This window comes from Mycobacterium sp. TY815 (assembly GCF_030755135.1).
Classification (GTDB): domain Bacteria; phylum Actinomycetota; class Actinomycetes; order Mycobacteriales; family Mycobacteriaceae; genus Mycobacterium.
On the sequence record NZ_JAUFRX010000004.1, the window covers coordinates 60,243 to 77,657 of the forward strand.

Consider the following 17,415-nt stretch of genomic DNA (forward strand, 5'->3'; position numbering starts at 1 on the left):
TGTCGCATGACACCGATCATCCGCGCCACTACCGACAACAGCCCGTCACTCATTCGGTTCTGGGTACTCAGCGCCGCCTTGAGATAGGTACCGGTAGGCGGTGGCGCGTCCTATGCCGAATGCGGCGGCGAGTTCACCGATAGGCTCTCCAGTTGCGGCCAGTCGGCGAAGTTGGTCCTGGCGTTCGTCGCTGAGCTTGGGTGGTTTGGTGGCCGGGAGCCGGGCGCGAATGTCTTGCTTCACGGGAGGCGGCACGGCGCTCGCGGCCGAGTTCGAGTTCGAGTTCGAGTTCGGCCAAGGTAGCCATGATCGCCGCGACTGCCCGCCCGGTGGGCGTGGCGGTGTCGATCCCTTCACGCAATGCCCGCAGCACGATGCCCCGCTCTCCGAGGTCAGCAATAGTGCGGGTGACTTCGGCGACGCAGCGGCCGAGACCGTCGATGGCGGCGACCACCACAGTGTCACCGGCACGGGCGTAGTTCATCATCGCAGTCACGCCCGGCCGCGTTGTTTTGGCCGATCCAGAGAGCTTGTCGGTGAACACCGACTCAGGAGCAACGCCAGCGGCGGTCAGGACGGTTGGATTGGGGATCGTTACCGCGATCGCGATTTTGCGCTCGCATTCTTGGACATGTGAGCGTGACAGGGTGTCTACTTCAGAAGTCATTGTGATCGCCGGCAGGGAGCGGTCGATCGAAGAGTGTGTGGCCCAGCTGCGGCAGTATCCGGGCCGGACCATCGTCGACTACGACTTGCCTGGTCCCGGCGACCCGGAAGTGCTTACTCGTGCGGAAGTAGCCCGTACATGGGTCATCTATTCACGTATATCGGAAGAGCAACTCGTATGGTTTGTCGAACGTGCAACCAGCGCGCCGTGGCCGCCAGCCGACGCTGATCTTCTACGCGCTGAGCCGAATATCCGAAATGGTCTCTACGACCAACTCGAATCGTTCTACCGGCACTTTGAACAGGACGCGCCAACCAACGTGGCTCGATCGAAAATCAGCAAGGTACTTCACATCAAGCGCCCCGCGGCTATCCCCATCCTTGATTCCAAGGTGACCGATGTGTACCGCCAGCTCGCTGAGCAAGCCGCCGACCGCTACCCGCGTCTGAAATACCAGAGAGCCGCCTACTGGCCCGCCATTCGTGACGACCTGATCACCAATACTGAGTCCGAAGCGCTCACGCGGCTACGCGCGGTACTCGGCGACGAGGGCACACTAGGCGCGAACCTGCACCACATCACCGATCTGAGACTGCTCGACATGCTGACTTGGCAGTAAATGCGCAAACGTGTCATCATTTTCATCAACCCGGTAACCCGCGAAATGCGCGACGGCCCAACGGCGCTGATGTGTGCAGAGCTCTTCGGGCCGCCCAAGGCCATGGCGTTCACAAATCCCGCACTGGTCGACGCCGAATGGTGGCTCCACACCCCCGCCGGACCGGTCAACATCTACAACTTGCCGGCAGTCACGGGGCCCTCCGTGACACCACGCAGTGGAACATCGGCGGCTCAGCACGCGCAGCGGTTCCCCTACATCGCGGCGGCCATCGGCACGCCCGCCTACACCATGCGTTGGAACTGGGAACTGCAACTTCTCGACCTGCAGGTGATATCCGCCGTTCCAGCAGCAGCGGCTGTTGACCACCCGCCAAACCTGCTCACTGGCAACGGGATTAGCGCCAGTGGTCTCAACAGCCAAGGTGAAGCTGCCGCGTAGGGAGAGTCAGCCGCTGGTACTCTAGGAGCGAAATTCATTGTGGGAAAACGCAATCGAGGCAGGCCTTCTCGAAGCGGCGCGGGTGAGTTGCTTTCTGTGCGCCGCCATTGCACTTGTCGCCGCAGTCGTCGTGGCGATCGTGCTACTTATCGCGGCTGGGAAGAAGTGGGGCCCCGCGGTGTCCTGCGTGCAGTGCCCGGCCAGACCAAGTGCCCACCAGGTACTGGCGGGCACCTCTCACCGCGCTGTGGAACCCTTCACCGTTCGCATCGATGCGCGTGCGCGCGCATCGCGTACACGCCAGCACAAAGGGATCGGTCCCGCCCGCTAAGGCTGGATGGCAGCCAAGCGATCGACCGTGGCGGCTCATTCGCCGTGTCCGGGGTATCTGTACAGCCGCTGATAAATCCACGACTCTGAGCGCTCGAAGCTGCGGCTGATCGACATGGCGGTGATCGTCGGGTCGGCGGCCAGCAGGGCGCGCACCTGGTCGCACCACTGTTGCAGCGGCAGATCATCACCTAGCTGTCGCATCTCATCATCGGTCAGCAGCCGCCCTCGCTTCGCCGACAACGCCGCGCTCCGACGGACCCGAGTCGCGGCCGGCCACTGCGACCTCGGCCGCATCTGTGCGCGCGCCCGATCCGGATTGCGTGACCGGTCCAGGTTCGCGACGTGCTTGTCGCGGTGCAGCTCCCACGCCTGCGACATCTTCTGACGGATCTCGCCGGCAACCAGAACCGCGGTCAGCTCCAAACCGTGGCGTTCGCGATACTGAGCACCGGACAGGCCATGGGTGCGCATCGCGTGAGTCGCCAGATGCAGAAACCCGCGACCACATTCGTGGCAGACGAGATGGCCGTTGTCGTCGGTGCTGAGCTGGCCGTAGGCGCCGTGGCCATCACGATCTCCGACCCGCATGTCTGATTACTGTAGCCAGGCGCGAACCGCGAGGTTGATCACTTGGCTACCGCAGCCGTCAGAGCGGCACTAGTGGCGGTCTTTGGTGAGGCGGTAGAGCGGGTTTTGCGCCGCGGCGGAACGGGTTTCGGCCCCGGCAGCGTTGACGTACCGCTGGGAGGTCGCCATGGATTCGTGGCCAAGGAGTTTCATGAGGGTGTAGACGCTGATGTTGGTGTTCGCTAGCTCGGTGGCGTAGGTGTGTCGCAGCGCGTGCACCAGGGCCCCCGGATTGCGGTGAGCGTCCGGCCCGGCCAGTTTGAACGCACGCAGGATTCGGTATTGCAATGCCCCGCGGGTGATGCGCTGCCCGTCGACACCGACGAACAGCGGCGCTGTGGTGGGCCAGCGGCGCAGCACCGGAACGTCGCTGCCCTGCCGGCGCCGGCTGGCCGCGGGGAAGCGAGTGCCGCGACTGGCCAGGTAGTCACTCAGAACGTCAATCAGGGCCGCCTCGATCGGGATGGCGCGGTCCTTATTGCCCTTGCCGCGCACGTGGATCACCCCACCGGCCTCGGTGAGGCGGACATCCCCGACGTTGGCGGCGCGCAATTCGCCGGCGCGCAGGCCAGCGAGCAAGATGGTCAGAATAATGGCGCGGTCGCGTTCGGGCCATTGGTTGCGCAGTTTCGCATCGCTGTGGTCTGTGACGGCGTCGACGAGGGCCTTAGCGGCCGCGACGGGAAGTGCCTTCGGAAGGCTCTTGGCGACCTTCGGTCTGCCCACGAATTGCATCGGGTTGGCCTCGAGCAGCTCAGCGGTAAACAGATAGCTGCACAACGTGTTCCACGTCGACCAGCAGCGCCGGATGGATGCTGGTTCGCGGGAGGCGGCGAACACCGCGAAGGCCTGGCGCATCGTGTCCTTGGTGATCGCGACGCAGTCCAGCGCAGCCAGCTGTTGGGGGCAGCCGGCCAGCACGACGGCGATCGCGTCAAAGTCACACCGATACGCGTCCACGGTGTGCGGGGAGGGTTTGCGGGTGCTTCGGTCGGCCAGAAACGCGCGAAACCATTCGGGCCGCTCGGCGTCGGTGCGGGGTGGCGCACTTGGCGAGCGTGCTTCAGCGGGTGACATAACTCATGCATAATAGCGGTTATGCATGGAACGAAGATGCGGAGTTCCTAGCGCGAGGCGCCAGCAGGTCGCCCAGCTCAGGATCGGAGTCGAATTCGTGCTCGGGCCGAACCGCCGCGGTGGTTGGAGAGGATTTCACGTCGGCGCGTTCGCTAGACTTGGACCACCTTGCAGCTGCTCGCAGCGAGGGTAGGAAGTGTAGCCAACCTCGCGTGCAGTCTGACTTCGAGTTGTGGGATGAATTCGGTCAACGATGTGATCCCGCTGGCACCTAAAGCGGTTTTGACAGTGCGCCCGCCTGCCGGTGTCAACGAACTTTTGCGCACGTCGCCGTCGTGGATAAAGTTGGTACCATCCGTAGTCCCCGCCATGGCTGCGCCTACGCCTTATCCGTCTCGATCAGCGCACGCAGTTCTTCGGCGATCTCTTCGACGAGTAGTCGCCCGGGCCCTTCGTAGAGGTTCTGTGAGCCGGGTCCGGACCGCTGCCAGGAACCCCGCTTCGACGGGTACCTTTCCGCAAACAAGACGATTACTTCTTCGGGCGGCTTGTTGATCAACTCGGCTTGACGGGAATGCCAGATCAGTCCTTGAAGCGGCGGATCATGTTTCTGGGCAAGGGCCGCGATGGCTAGGCGCCGGGTGCATGGATAGTGCTCGGCCGGACTCGAGATCACTTGGCTGCGTGTGAGGTTCAGCCGCGTAAGCTCCGGATCACGAAGGTCGCCCAGCGTAGCATCGGCCGGCACCTCGATGTGCGCCAACAGTTTCTCGTGCAGATGGGCGTCGTAGGCGATCATGCTGCCCAACTGGTGGACGTCGTGAAAGACCGACTCGAGCAGCACCCCTGTAGGCGACTCGCCCAGATACATGTTCGACAACCGCTTTCCGGTGATGGGGTCGTCGATCGGAGCAAAGCGCGTGTCGCCCCAGCCTGCATTGAATTCGTCATATCCCCATTTGCCGTCGTACACGCGGTAGAGCTTGCGGCCTTTGTCGAGGGGCACTGCATTCAATGTGGGCAACGTCGCGACTACACCACAGCCGGCCGGATGGGGGCACACCAGATCCTGCGGCGGAGGCGTAGCGGTCACGTCGAGCCGGCGTTCTAGGCGGCCGCACCCGCGGCGAAGCGCTGGGCTGCGCGCAGCGCACGCGCTGGATCAGTCGTTGCGGTGCGCTCTGGTACCTCGCCGGAGAGAAAACTCGTCGGGCTGGTAAGCCATGTCCACAAGGACCAGTCCCGCACTCCCCCATGGGCAAGCGCGGCCAGGATCGGCGCCAACTCGGCGCGCAGCTTGCCGTGCTCGTCGAATTGAAACGCTGGTATCAAGGTCCTGCCGCCATGGTCAACGGTGAATAGTTGATGCGCTTGTCGACGTCGCGCCACCCACGTTCTGGTGTTGGACTCCGACGAATCGCGCTGCTCACTCAGCGATTTGTAGGTGTGGAAAGGCGTCGCGAGCAGCGCGTTGCGGTGGGCGGCCAAACGCTTCGATTGCGACAGGGTCGCGGCGGGCGTCAGACTAATGCCATGGCCCATCAGCGCGCGAAGGAGCTCTTCGCGCGACGCTTCTACATGCTCGGCTTGCAGCGTGCGAATGGCATTGAACACCTCAATGAATTCGCGGACGCGGGTACCGCCCTGCGGGTCATGCACAAGCGCGTTGCGTAGTTGCAGCAGGGGGATTGCCTCGTATGGGCCCTCGGTTCCTCCGAAGAGATTGAGGAGCTGAAGCGCCTCGGTGAGCTCCCCTCGGGTAACGCCACGGACCTCCAGTCCATCGTCCACCTCGGAGATAACATAGTCCGACATCATGTAGCAATTGTAGCATTTGCTGCAATCTTCGTCAGGTCGCTACAGACTCGAGTCGAGGCTGGTCAGCCGCCGAGCAGCCCTGGCCCGGGCCTGGCGCGCCTACGACCTTGCCTCACCGGCACACCGGCACACCGGCACACCGGCACAGCCCGCAGGCTGCCCGGCGATTGTGGCCGCGAGTCGGTGGGGCCGACTATCGGCACAGAACAGGACACGCACAGTGACCTTCCGGGTTCAGAGGGGCGGTTTGTGGGGTCAATCAACGTGATCGAGGCGTTTCGGCGGGCGCCGACCAACGTTGATCGGGGCATGTTGTTCGAGAAGTTGATGGTGCGGTTCTTCGAACTTGATCCCGCTCTGGCCCAGCAGTACGAGCAGGTGTGGCGGTGGATGGACTGGCCCGATCGTAAAGGCAAACCCGACACCGGAATCGATCTGGTGGCCCGCGCACGCGACACCGGCGCCTACACCGCGATCCAGTGCAAGTTCTACGAACCCACCCACACCCTAGCCAAGGCCGATATTGATTCGTTTTTCACCGCATCGGGCAAAAAGCCGTTCACCAACCGGGTGATCATTTCCACCACCGACAAGTGGGGCGCCAACGCCGAAGACGCTCTGGACGGGCAGTTCACGCCCGTGCAGCGGATCAACTTGGCCGATATCGCCGAATCCCCCATCGACTGGGACATCGCTTGGCCGCAGGACGATCTGCGGATCGAGCTGGCCCCGGCCCCACCTAAACAACCCCGTCCCCACCAGCTGGCCGCGATCGAGGCGGTATTGGCCGGATACGCGGTCGGCAATGATCGCGGCAAGCTGATCATGGCGTGCGGCACCGGCAAAACCTTCACCGCCCTCAAACTCGCTGAACGCATCGCCGCTAACAACGCCGGCAGCGTCCGGGTGCTGTTTTTGGTGCCGTCAATCTCACTGCTGAGTCAATCGCTGCGGGAATGGACCGCTCAAGCCGTGCCGGACATCCGGGCGTTCGCGGTGTGTTCGGACACTAAAGTCGGCAGGTTGCGCAACACCGAGGACTTCAACGTCTATGACGTGCCGATCCCGGTCACCACCAACCCGGCCGCCCTGCTGGAAGCGATGGCCCATCGCAAACGCGCCAAAGGCCTGACCGTGGTGTTTTCCACCTATCAGTCGCTGCCGACGGTCGCTGACGCGCAAACCCTAGGCCTGGATGACTTCGATCTGGTGATCTGCGACGAGGCGCATCGCACAACCGGGGTCACCTTGGCCGGCGAAGACGAATCCAACTTCGTGCGCATCCACGACAACACCTACCTGCGCGCCGCGCGCCGGCTGTACATGACGGCCACCCCGCGGATCTATGCCGAGGCAGTCAAAGACAAAGCCGATCAGCATTCCGCCGAGCTGGTCTCGATGGACGACGAACTGCGCTACGGCCCGGAACCCCTGGATCTGGTCTTCGTCAACCCCACTAGCTGGGCCTTTGACCTTTCTCGATCGATTTCAGTGCAATTCGTCACCTGCGGTTTTCGGTTCGGCGCGTTGACGGCGTCAACACAGCCGCAACGTCTCGATTGTTTCAGCGATGGTCTCAGGCTTGGACCGAAAGAATAACTCGACCATCGCCGAACACCGCGGGTGCTGCCACCCCCGACGACCTGCACCTAGGACAAGGCCGGCTGGGATGCCGAGGCCGTGCGCGACGATCTGAGACAACGTCGTCTTAGTGGCCCCGCCCGTTATCAACGGGTAGCAACACGCTCGAATCTATGTATACGACAAGGGGGCTGATGCTGGGCAAGTCATCGTTGTTGCCGGTTCATGGGCTGGCGAAGCAGCACGCCTGGACCGTGATCATGTCGACCTCGACGCCGGTGTGGTGCGCATCGCTAACTCGAAATACGACAAATCCAGGCAGATCTTGCTGCACCACACCACAATTGCGGTGCTGCGCGATTACAGCCAGCTGCGAGACCACACCGCCGGCACCAAGGGGTGGTCAGCGTTTTTTCGTCTCGGCCAGCGGCCGATTGGTGGTCAACACGATCGACTACACCTTCGCCGATCTGCTCGGTCCCGCCGGAATCCATACCACCACCGGCCAGCCGCATCCGAGGGTCGGTGATCTGCGTCATTCCTTCGCAGTGCGCACTCTACTGGAGTGCTATCGCGGTGGCGCCGACGTCCAAGCGCAGCTGCCGCTGCTATCGACTTGGACGGGCCATATTTCGCCACGAAGGTGGGCCTCCGCTGCTGATCGGGGCGGGGGGACGCCACGAATCAACGGGTCGTCGAGTTCGGGGGCGGGTGGATTTCTGGTGGTGGCGACGTGGAGCAATTCGCTCAGACCGCGCGCGGAGTGCGCACTGCGTGGAAGGAGGCGGGTGGAGACGGTTCACCTCGGCTGGTCGCATTGGGCTATTTCGCGCTCGGGGATGGTGCCGCCGTGGCCGCGAGGACTTACCTGGGTCACTATTACGGCTTCAGCGGTGAGTATGCCAAGCACGTGATCTCGGGGGCGATGAAGAGCCGCGATGAGGTGGTCGAAGCCATCAGCGCCTTCAGCGCGGCGGGCTGCGACGAGCTGATCATGTTTCCGTGCATCGCCGATCCCGAGCAGGTCGATCATCTCGCCGTCGCTGCGAACCTCAAACCGGGCAGCACCCCGTGACAGTGCGTTCGCTCACGACGCCATCTCAGCCGAATACCAAGACGCAAATAGCGGGGGATTTCATGACGAATACCAGTAAAGATCCCATCGTGGTCATTGGAGCGACCGGCCAGCAGGGTTCGGCAACGGTGGACGCATCGGTCGATCGTGGGATGGCTGTCCGCGCTCTTACGTGCAGCGTCGACAGCGCTGCAGCGCGGGCGCTGGCCGGACGTGGAGTGGAAGTCGTTGAGGCCGACTTGGATGCGCCGGACTCCATCCGGCGTGCCTTCGAGGGCGCCGGAGCCGCTTTCGCGATGACGAGCTTTTTGGGACCGCGCGGCGTCGACGGTGAGGTCGCGCACGGCAAAGTTATCGTCGAGGCGGCGCACGCCGCCCAACTACCATTTCTCGTGTACAGCTCGGTTGGTGGTGCCGAGCGCAAGTCCGGGGTGCCCCATTTCGAGAGCAAGAGGCGGGTCGAGGAGTTTCTGATCGGCGCGGTGCCCGCAAACATCATCCGGCCGACGTTCTTCATGGAGAACCTGTTGGAGATGATCGATAGAAAGGATGGCAAGCTGGCGTTCAGCATGGCCATGCCCGGAAACGTTCCGCTGCAGATGATTTCGGTTCGCGACATCGGTAGCGTGGCCGCGACTCTACTAGTTCGCCGCGACTCCGCCGCTGCGCCGGTGGAGATTGCTGGCGACGAAGTTAGCGGCGAGCAGATCGCCAACCTGGTGGCTCAGCGGTTTGGTGAATCTGCCACATTCGTTGAGCTGCCGCTCGATGTATTCGGCAACGATGACGACGGCAGAGCTATGTTTCGTTGGTTCTCCGATCCGCCTTCCTATCGCGCCGATTTCGCTCGTACTCGCGACCTCGGCGACGACGTAGAGGACCTGACGCGCTGGCTCGCGAGGCAGCCCAGCCCGTACTCCGAGGCTCAATCCTAGGATCTGAAAACTTCTCCGCCCCAACGCGGTTGATTGGGCCACCCACTCCGCAGGGCCTGTGCTCCCGAGATATGAGCATCATTCGTTTCGCGCCTCACCAAAACACCCGTGTCACGGGCCTGAAGAAAGTCCGACACGCTTCTGAGCTCGTCTATGCGGCTCGGTATACCTTGTGCTGCATGCCCAATCGGTTGTCGCCGGCGGGGAGTAGACGGCCTTCGCCGATGAAGATTGCGCGGTTGATCCAGTTGTAGCGCGGATCGCCGGTGGTCAGTGTCCAGGTGGTGCGAATCGATTGGTCGGTGAATTCGGTTGGTGTGAGCGATTGGACGGCCTGTAAGAAGGCCTCGGTGGGTTCGACGAAGCCTTGGTACGCGACGTGGATGAGTGCTCCGTCGTCGGTTTGCATCAGGACGCGCACGTCGATGGCGGCGTAGCCGTCATCGAGTTGGCGGAACAGGTCGGTGCCGGGGTGAACGCTGTTTGCGTTCAGTCGGTCACCGATGAGCCGTGCGGAGGGAAGTACATGGTGGTGAAGCACGCCGTTGTCGAGTCGACCTATGTCGGAGGGCTGTTCGGCCGCGACGGTCCACTCAAATTCGTAGGTCAAACGCATCGATTTCTCTCCTCCCACCGCTGACGGTTAGTTGATTATCGATGATCTTCAGGACGTCAATTACCGCAGAGCCCGGATCGATGAGAGCACCGAATTCTTTGATGGACGAACGAAAGTGCGCGCTTTGTTCATGCTCAGCGACCGCGGCGATCGAGGCCCACCGATCATGGAGATAGAAGGTGAGGCCGTCTTCGCCGCGGCTGGCGGTGTATAGAAGATTGCCCGGTTCCGCGCGTGACGGGACGGCCACGGCTCGCAGGACCTCGGTGAGTCTGTCTGCGGCTTGCTGGTCTTTCGCCCGCACGATCGTCAGGAGTCCGAAAGGACTGTTTTCACCGATGCTGCGCCGTATCCGCGCCGGCAAGTCGTCGCCTTGGTCGTGTTCACTCATCGCGGTGCGTCCTTTTCTGTCGTCATTTCGCCCCGATAGCAATGGCCGGGCCGGCACGCAGTATCGCAGGCGCCAGGTTCTGACATTCGCCGCCGAAGTTGTGTTTTACGACCTGGTGGGTCAATACCCCGAGCTGCTCGATGCTACGGGCGGCCGCCGCGTGCCCGGTATCAAGTGCTGTGAAGCCAGCATCGCGGGCCAGCGTGGCCACGACCGCATTGGCTGCAGTGTCGTCGCCGGCCAGAAACACCGGCGGCAGGGTGAGCGTGTCATGCCAGAGCCGAATGTCGAGGAGTTGTGAGGGCATGGTGCTGAACGCTTTCACCACCCGAGCGTCGGGCAATTCGCGTTGCAGCTTTTCGGTCGTCGACGAGCGGGCCATGAACTCGAGATCGTGGCTGTGCTGGAAATGCTCGTCGACCCGCAGCGGTTTCATGGTGTCGATGACGATTTTGCCGGCGATCGGACCGGTCGCCGATAGCACGGCGGGTAGCCGCGGCCAGTACACCGAGAACAGCACGACATCGCCGAAGGCGACAGCGTGAGCGGGTGTGCCGCGACGTGCGATCGGATGGTCGACGATAAAATCGTCGAGCTTGCGTTGGCATCCGTCCTTGGCGAGCAGGAGATCATGACCCGCGCGAAGCCACGCCTGCGCTAATGTCCGACCGATGTTGCCGGCGTTGACGACACCGATGCGCACTACGGATTCCTCATCTGGTGGCGACCAAGTCGAATCCACCGCTTGCCTCGATGTATTGGCCGGTAATCCAGGCCGCCTGGTCAGAAGCCAGGAACGCGGCCACGGCGGCTACGTCGTCGGCTTGTCCTAACCGCCGCAACGCGCTGATTTCCGAGATGGCCTGCTGATTGTGCGGGTCGCCGAGAAATTCTGAGCTCAACTCGGTCACCGTCCATCCTGGTGCCAATGCGTTAACCGTGATGCCACGCGGGCCCAGTTCGGCGGCGAGCATGACTGCCAAGGTGTCCACTGCGGCCTTGGCCATGCAGTAGGCGGCGGTAGACACCAGCGGGCGTTTCGACCGCCCGGAAGAAATGAACACGACTCGGCCAGAATCGCGTAAGCGTGGGATGGCGGCCTGAGTAACGAAGAACGGTCCTTTGACATTTGTGGCAAAGACCGCGTCGAAGTCGGCTTCCGACGTGTCCGATGGGGTCCCTGCCCGGCCGGTGCCGGCATTGTTGATCAGGATGTCGAAGCCAGAATCGTCACGGCGCGAGGTCAGCTCGCCGTCAAAGGTGTCAAACAACGCACGGATACCGGCGTATGAGCTCAGGTCGGCCTGCACGGTGAAGGCTTCACCGCCTCGGCCGCGGCGGCGTTGGACATGTAGTTGATAGCAACCAGCGCACCGTCGCCGGCTAGCCGCAGCGCGATAGCCCGACCGATGCCCCGCGAGCCCCCCGTAACGACTGCGACCTTGCCGTCCAGCGGCTTGCTCACGGCATATCACCGCCGCGGTTGTGGAACACGATGACCGGAAAACACGATGGCTCACCACATCGGGTGAGACCGCGTATGCCATATCTCACTCACTTTTGATACCCGATGACAGTCACCACGATCTTGTACGTTTCGCGCTTCAGTTGCGCGAGATCCGAGCCCAGGCAGCCGGGGTGGCGCCGACTTGCCGACGAAAATGGCGGCTCAGATGCGCTTGGTCGGCAAACCCGCACAGCGATGCCGTTGCAGCGACTGACATCCCACTGCGCAGGGCGATCTGGGCGCGCAGGACACGGCGTTCCAACACGTAGCGATACGGGGAGCACCCGATGGCCCGCGAAAACAGACGGGTAAACCATGATGCTTCCACACCAGCCAAAGCAGCAAGGTCGATGACCGAGATGGGGTCGGCGAGGTTTTCTTCAATCCAGTCGGTCACCGCGCGCACGCCGTCCGGCCGCAGTGCCCCGGTTGGTGGCTTCATTGTTCTGCGAGAACCGATGCCGACCCGCAGTAACAGCCGCTGAATGAGGTGTTGAGATCGCAGCGGTTCGGCACCGGCCACGGCCTCCATGCGCAGCAGCTCCAGCAGATGGCGAACAAACCGGTCATCGAACAGACACAGAGTAAGCACCTCGACATATGAACGCCCTAGACGGTCGGCCGCCAGTAGGTCAGCCACACCCGGATTTACTGAGACGTGCAGTGCCTGGACAGGACCCTGTCACTCCCACAACATGGGAAGTCCCGCCGGCATAATCGACATCTGGCCCGCCGACATGCTCCCCTCGCGACTCGAATCCACCCACACCTGCCGCGCAGACGCCACGGGGATCGATTGCAGCACAAACACATGCGCCGACGAATCCTGCTGCTCACACTGCCCGCTCAATTGCGCGCGTTCCTCCACTACCACACCATCAGTGACGACCCTCGCCGCAAACGGATTACCGACTCCCCCGGCTAAAAGATGGCTATTCACACATCCATAATCCGCTCGGTCGACCAAACAGGTCGCCGAGCCCCCGCCGGCATCACCTCAAAATCATTGAGCGTCGCACCGGGTGCGTGTTGTCACCGCTCATCGGTGGGCCGCGCAGAGTGTGGAGGATGGTTGTTGCAGGGTGGTGTGGGTGTCCGCGGCTCCGGAGATGAGCCCGTAGTTCTCGGCGGCCGCCTGTCGGCCGATATTCTTTCCCCGCAAGGGGCCGGCAGGCGCCCAGAGCTGGAAGTCGTCGGTGAGCATGTTCAGCTGAGGCTCGAAGTTGCCGGTGTCGAATCCCTTGCGCAGCGCGGTTGCTACATCGACCGTCGATTGGTGGTCCCCTGTGTCGGTGAAGGTCTCGACGCGTGGGGATAAAAGCGCCGTGCGGGGTGGAAGGTCGCAGCATTCATGTTGATGCCCAACGTTTTCCAGTACCCGACGCGATCCAGTGACTCGTCGGCGAAACGCTGCATCATTCCGCTTTGTGCGTAACTGAAGGCCGCCTGATCGGTCCACTGCGCCACGTTGACGTAGCGGAACCGGGCCTCTTCGCCATTGGCGTCGTCGGTCATCGTTTGGCAGGAGCGCCGTAGTTGTGGTCGAGGTAGTCGGCGAGTGTCCACTGAGGGGGCAGACCGAGTTGCTCGACGACGGGTGCGGAGTCCCAGTGCGGTTGGTACTCGGCGACGAACCCCATGAGCGCGAACATGTTCGCCGCTGAGGGGGAGAACGGTCGGGCGAGGGCCTGATTGAGCCAGGCCACCCGAGCCGGCAGCGGGATGATCCGCACCTTGCTGCGTCCGGTCGTGGCGGCGATGGTGTCGGCGATCTGCCGCCAGGTCAGCCATTGCGGTCCGTTGGCTTCGATGAGGAGGTCCTCGCTGCCGGTATAAAGCGCGGCGCCGGTGATCATCTCGGCGACATCGCGGGTAGCGATGATCGGGGTGCCGTGCGAGGCGCCGCCGGGAGCCAGAAAGAAGCCGTACTTCTCGGCCAGGTTCCCGGTCAGGGATCCCCAGAATTTGGTGAAGCCGTGGTTGCGGAGCACGGTGGCGTGAGCAGAGCAGTCGACGGCCCCTTTGAAGCCGCCGAATACCAGGAAGACGTCCATGAACGCGGCGTTGCGCACGATGACCGATTGCAGGGGCGATTGTTGGAGGCGCTGCTCGAGCCGGCGCTTGCCGGCCAGCTCGGGTACTCGCTGCTCCCGCGGGTAGCTCGGGGTCGACGATTGGACGAAGCGCTGGACGTCCGCCTTCTCGCAGATCTCGATGAATCGCAGGGCGTGGTCGTTGACGCTGGCAGCATTGTCGGATTTCTTCTGCGGAACAACACCGTTGGCCGTTGAGACAACGACGTCGATCCCCTCGACGGCTTTGGCCATTGACGCATCGTCGGCGAGGTCGCCTGTGACGTAACGGATGACACCGTGGTACGGGTCGCGGATCTTGGCCCCGTCACTGCGCACCAGTGCGGTGACGTCGAATCCTTTGTCCGCCAGAAGGATGGCGATTTTCGAGCCGACGTGTCCGGTGGCTCCTACCACGAGAAACTTGGTTTGAGTGGTGATCTTGACTGGTTCGGCAGCGTTGGTAGTCATCGTCGTGATTCTTTCGTGGTTTGGGGGACGGGAACCGGCGGAGTTGTTGTCAGGGTGTGGTTTTGGTGAAGCAGCCGCGATAGACACCGAGGGTGCCAGCGGCCAAGGCGGCCCCGAAGTTGACGGTGCGGGTGAATCCGTCGTCGATGACCATCGGGATGCCGGGGCCGGGGGGCAGCCCCGCACCGAAGGTCTGGGTGACCCAGTCGCGAACCCATCCGGACTCATCGACCCACTCCAGAGTCTCGACTCCAGCGCCGGTGATCGCCGTCCGCAACTGTTCGGGAGAGTCGAGGTGGCTGTCGGTGCCATCGATCGACCAGGGCATCGGAAAGGTCACGGGGCCATCGGTGATGCGGACGACGTCCCAGATCCCGAACTGATCGCCGTCGCAGAGTCGGTCGGCGATCGCGCGGTACCAGCGGGGCTTGTCGGCGATGTTCATGCAGACGTGCATGCTGATCGCGGCGGTGTAGGGCCGTTGGGGGTGGTGGTCATCGATAGGGTTGTGTTCGAACGTGACTCGGTCGTGCAGACCGCACCGGCGGGTCAGCGTCGTGGCGGTGTCGACATAGCCTGCGGTGATGTCGACGCCGTGCACGCTGGCCCCCGTCGATTCGGCGATCCGCCGGGCCGGTCCGCCGGAACCCGATCCGATATCCAGCACCCGATCGGCCGCCGTCAGGTGCATCGGGCCGATCGTGCGGTCGACGGCGGCCACACCACCGATGTGGTACTGGTCAAGGAAATTCAGCTGCTCCGGGGACAGTGGGCCGGTCAGATCGGCTTCGGCGAGTAGCCGCTCTACGGTCTGCTGCACGCCTGTTTCGGTGTAGGTCATGTTCTTGCTCCTCGTTCGTGATGAAAATGGCCGGTCACCGCGCCAGTTGACGGTCCGGATTGTGGGTGGCATGCCAGGTCGGCGAGTCGACGGCCAGCGTTTCGATCTCTTTGCCGTCCTGGAACATTCGCAGATACCGGTCGGTGTTAGGCATCGCTTTGGTCAGCGTGGTTATCGCCCTGGCCATACCGGAGAGTCCGCGGGTGGTGCCCGGCATGGTGGCCGGGCAACGCCGGGCGACGGTCTCCATGGATTTGGTGCTCGTCCCGTGAGTCGTTGCACCCCGCCGCGGTCGCGTAATTCCGCGGCGCGTGCATCGTCGTGATGCACCATCCCCCGCACCGGAAATCCTTTGTCTAGCAGCGCCATGGCGGTGTGGGGGCCGGTCTTTCCGGCAGCTGAGGTCACCAGGACGGTTCCCAGGCGTCGTACCAGGTGGCGATGGTCTCAATACGGGTGAGGATTTCCACACTTTGTGCGGCGTGGCGTTAATGCTGATCGACTGAGTCAGCGTGCGGCTGCGCGTGGTCACCGTTGTCAGCTTGCGGGTACAGACTGCAGCAGGCGGGAATTCATCATGGCGGTGTGCTCCTCGCGCCAGCGGGCGTCCTGGATCCCCAGTGTCGGATTCGGGGGAATGGGCAGGTCCCACTGACGATCCAGACGGGGCAGGTTGTAGCCCGGCACGAACGGGACGGCCATGAATTTCACCATCGCCGTGAGTCGGTTCGCCGCGGTCTGGCGGGCGATCGGCATGGCCGAATAGCGGCGTGCCGTAGTCAGGAAGCTCTCGGCCGGTGCGCCGGTCAGCTCTTGGAGGGTCTCGGTCACGCCCCCTTCGAATTCGAACACCCCGGCTTTCATGTCGCCGCCGATGTAGCGCAGGTACACACTCGCCGATAGGGGGTCGACGCGCTGCTGGCGGGCGACCTTGGTGAACAGCCAATAGGGCAGCGACACCGGGATGACACGGTGGCCCACCGCCTCGGCCACCACAGCGGCCATCTGCTTGCCGGACAACAGCTCCGGGCCGGTCGGGCGGTAGGTCCTGCCGTCGTGACGGCCGGGATCTTGCAGGACCGCGACGACCGTGCGGGCGATGTCCTCATTGGAGACCGGTGCCGCTTTCGCGTCACCGCTGAGGACCGGATAGATGCCGAGCAGAGCGGCAAAGTCGATGGTGCGCAGGAAGTTGTCGGCGAACATGCCGGGGTTGACGATCGTGTGGGCGATCCCCGGCAGGTCGGCGAACAGCCGGTCCATCAGCCAGGTCTGCCGCGTGAGGTTGACCGGGTGATTGCGATGGGAGGTCCATTGGCTCATCTGCACAATCGACTCCAGGCCGGCGTCGCGGGAGCTCACGGCGAAGGCGACGGCACTTTGCAGGGCATGCGGATGGAAGGGCGCCATGAAGTAGGCGCGCTGGGTGCCCCGCATGGCGGCGACCAGTTGATCCGGGTCGAATAGGTCGGCTACCGCCACCTCGGCTCCCACCCCCCGTAGTGCCTCGGCGCGCCCGTCGAGGCTGCGGACCATGGCACGGACCGGGAATCCCTGGGCAAGCAGGGCATTCACCACGGCCCCGCCGGTTTTTCCGGTCGCCCCGGTGACCAGGATCGTCGGCTTGATCGCCATCGCCATCTCCTTTTAGATGTTGGTAGTAATCTATAAAGATTATGCCTATACTCCAAAATGTCAAGCGAATAAGACGGGAGTCGATGGACATGCGGATGTCCCAGGCGGAGAAGGACAAGAGCCACGCCCGGATCGTGGCCAGTGCGTCCCGGCTGCTACGCGAGCGCGGCATCGACGGTGCCAGCGTCGGAGAGGTGATGAAGGACGCCGGCTTGACCCATGGGGGGTTCTACAAGCACTTCGCCAGCAAGGACGCCCTCGTGGAAACCGCGCTGCAGACGGCCTTCGCGACGTTCACCGAGACACTCAGAACTGGTGGACCGGGCGCGGTGCAGGCTTGGCGGGACGTGTACCTCTCCGACACGCACGTCCACAACCCCGGAAACGGTTGCCCGGTCCCCGCGCTCGGTATGGACGTCGGCCGCGGAACAACTCAGATCAAAGCGGCTTTCAGCCGCGGCGTCGAGGACACCGTCAACGCCCTCGCCGCCACCATGGACGGTGCACCCGAGGAGCGCCGTACCACCGCGTTGCAACAGTTCAGCATGCTCGTCGGCGCCGTCGTCATCGCCCGCGCCAGCGACCCGGACCTAGCCGCCGAAGTCCTGGCGGCGGCTTCGGCTGCTGTCGAGTGACGCGACGGCCGCTGACTCCAAAACGGCCGTGGCCCAGCCGCTCCAACTTCTCGGCAGGCGGCAAAGACCCGTAC

General features: G+C 63.3%; 18 protein-coding genes and 3 pseudogenes. 6 read left to right on the forward strand and 15 right to left on the reverse strand.

Annotation, left to right across the window (positions count from 1 at the left end; all coding sequences use genetic code 11):
- Nucleotides 1-45: 45 nt before the first annotated feature.
- Nucleotides 46-610: pseudogene (locus QXK92_RS30215) on the reverse strand (recombinase family protein).
- Between the two features lie 37 nt (nucleotides 611-647).
- Here QXK92_RS30215 and QXK92_RS30220 point away from each other — a divergent pair.
- On the forward strand, nucleotides 648-1,286 hold the full coding sequence (locus QXK92_RS30220; protein WP_306248131.1) for a DUF6308 family protein: 639 nt from the start codon (nucleotides 648-650) through the stop codon (nucleotides 1,284-1,286).
- Complete coding sequence (locus QXK92_RS30225) at nucleotides 1,287-1,727, forward strand: hypothetical protein (RefSeq protein ID WP_306248133.1); 441 nt, start codon at nucleotides 1,287-1,289, stop codon at nucleotides 1,725-1,727.
- Between the two features lie 366 nt (nucleotides 1,728-2,093).
- Here the strand turns inward: QXK92_RS30225 and QXK92_RS30230 are convergent, their stop codons facing one another.
- From QXK92_RS30230 to QXK92_RS30245, 4 genes are all read right to left on the reverse strand, one after another.
- Entirely contained in the window at nucleotides 2,094-2,648 is a 555-nt protein-coding gene (locus QXK92_RS30230) for a MucR family transcriptional regulator (RefSeq protein ID WP_306248135.1), read from the reverse strand.
- A gap of 69 nt (nucleotides 2,649-2,717) precedes the next feature.
- Entirely contained in the window at nucleotides 2,718-3,764 is a 1,047-nt protein-coding gene (locus QXK92_RS30235; RefSeq protein ID WP_306248137.1) for a tyrosine-type recombinase/integrase, read from the reverse strand.
- Between the two features lie 379 nt (nucleotides 3,765-4,143).
- Complete coding sequence (locus tag QXK92_RS30240; protein WP_306248139.1) at nucleotides 4,144-4,737, reverse strand: RES domain-containing protein; 594 nt, start codon at nucleotides 4,735-4,737, stop codon at nucleotides 4,144-4,146.
- A 134-nt stretch (nucleotides 4,738-4,871) separates the two neighbouring features.
- On the reverse strand, nucleotides 4,872-5,423 hold the full coding sequence (locus QXK92_RS30245) for a hypothetical protein (RefSeq protein ID WP_306248141.1): 552 nt from the start codon (nucleotides 5,421-5,423) through the stop codon (nucleotides 4,872-4,874).
- Between the two features lie 408 nt (nucleotides 5,424-5,831).
- Between QXK92_RS30245 and QXK92_RS30250 the strand changes: the two are divergent.
- From QXK92_RS30250 to QXK92_RS30260, 3 genes and pseudogenes are all read left to right on the forward strand, one after another.
- Nucleotides 5,832-7,010: pseudogene (locus QXK92_RS30250) on the forward strand (DEAD/DEAH box helicase family protein); the annotation flags it as partial.
- 886 nt (nucleotides 7,011-7,896) lie between these two features.
- Nucleotides 7,897-8,238 carry a hypothetical protein gene (locus QXK92_RS30255; protein ID WP_139808738.1) on the forward strand — a complete coding sequence of 114 codons (342 nt, stop codon included), beginning with the start codon at nucleotides 7,897-7,899 and terminating at the stop codon, nucleotides 8,236-8,238.
- Nucleotides 8,235-9,173 carry an NmrA family NAD(P)-binding protein gene (locus QXK92_RS30260; RefSeq protein ID WP_306248146.1) on the forward strand — a complete coding sequence of 313 codons (939 nt, stop codon included), beginning with the start codon at nucleotides 8,235-8,237 and terminating at the stop codon, nucleotides 9,171-9,173. The genes QXK92_RS30255 and QXK92_RS30260 overlap by 4 nt, the downstream gene beginning before the upstream one ends.
- Before the next feature lie 151 nt (nucleotides 9,174-9,324).
- Here the strand turns inward: QXK92_RS30260 and QXK92_RS30265 are convergent, their stop codons facing one another.
- The 10 genes and pseudogenes from QXK92_RS30265 to QXK92_RS30315 all read right to left on the reverse strand — a co-directional run bounded on the left by QXK92_RS30265 (nucleotide 9,325) and on the right by QXK92_RS30315 (nucleotide 16,706).
- A complete protein-coding gene (locus tag QXK92_RS30265; RefSeq protein ID WP_306248148.1) occupies nucleotides 9,325-9,789 on the reverse strand; it encodes a DUF3237 domain-containing protein in 465 nt (154 codons plus the stop codon).
- The gene (locus QXK92_RS30270) at nucleotides 9,767-10,180 is read right to left on the reverse strand and encodes a putative quinol monooxygenase (RefSeq protein ID WP_306248150.1); all 414 of its coding nucleotides are present in this window, start codon (nucleotides 10,178-10,180) and stop codon (nucleotides 9,767-9,769) included. The genes QXK92_RS30265 and QXK92_RS30270 overlap by 23 nt, the downstream gene beginning before the upstream one ends.
- 22 nt (nucleotides 10,181-10,202) lie before the next feature.
- The gene (locus QXK92_RS30275; protein WP_306248152.1) at nucleotides 10,203-10,883 is read right to left on the reverse strand and encodes an NADPH-dependent F420 reductase; all 681 of its coding nucleotides are present in this window, start codon (nucleotides 10,881-10,883) and stop codon (nucleotides 10,203-10,205) included.
- 10 nt (nucleotides 10,884-10,893) lie between these two features.
- A pseudogene (locus QXK92_RS30280) lies at nucleotides 10,894-11,645 on the reverse strand (SDR family NAD(P)-dependent oxidoreductase).
- A 139-nt stretch (nucleotides 11,646-11,784) separates the two neighbouring features.
- On the reverse strand, nucleotides 11,785-12,327 hold the full coding sequence (locus QXK92_RS30290; RefSeq protein ID WP_306248154.1) for a helix-turn-helix domain-containing protein: 543 nt from the start codon (nucleotides 12,325-12,327) through the stop codon (nucleotides 11,785-11,787).
- A gap of 617 nt (nucleotides 12,328-12,944) precedes the next feature.
- Nucleotides 12,945-13,202, reverse strand: coding sequence for a hypothetical protein (locus QXK92_RS30295; RefSeq protein ID WP_084260843.1), 258 nt, complete (start codon nucleotides 13,200-13,202; stop codon nucleotides 12,945-12,947).
- Entirely contained in the window at nucleotides 13,199-14,230 is a 1,032-nt protein-coding gene (locus QXK92_RS30300) for an SDR family oxidoreductase (RefSeq protein ID WP_170925323.1), read from the reverse strand. The genes QXK92_RS30295 and QXK92_RS30300 overlap by 4 nt, the downstream gene beginning before the upstream one ends.
- Before the next feature lie 49 nt (nucleotides 14,231-14,279).
- Entirely contained in the window at nucleotides 14,280-15,071 is a 792-nt protein-coding gene (locus QXK92_RS30305; RefSeq protein ID WP_170925322.1) for a cyclopropane-fatty-acyl-phospholipid synthase family protein, read from the reverse strand.
- A 34-nt stretch (nucleotides 15,072-15,105) separates the two neighbouring features.
- Nucleotides 15,106-15,321 (reverse strand): hypothetical protein, encoded by a 216-nt coding sequence (locus tag QXK92_RS30310; RefSeq protein ID WP_084030196.1) that lies wholly within the window; start codon nucleotides 15,319-15,321, stop codon nucleotides 15,106-15,108.
- Nucleotides 15,322-15,608: 287 nt separating this feature from the next.
- Nucleotides 15,609-16,706, reverse strand: coding sequence for an NmrA family NAD(P)-binding protein (locus QXK92_RS30315; RefSeq protein WP_084030198.1), 1,098 nt, complete (start codon nucleotides 16,704-16,706; stop codon nucleotides 15,609-15,611).
- A 95-nt stretch (nucleotides 16,707-16,801) separates the two neighbouring features.
- Between QXK92_RS30315 and QXK92_RS30320 the strand changes: the two genes are divergently transcribed.
- A complete protein-coding gene (locus QXK92_RS30320) occupies nucleotides 16,802-17,341 on the forward strand; it encodes a TetR/AcrR family transcriptional regulator (RefSeq protein ID WP_201789632.1) in 540 nt (179 codons plus the stop codon).
- Nucleotides 17,342-17,415: the final 74 nt, after the last annotated feature.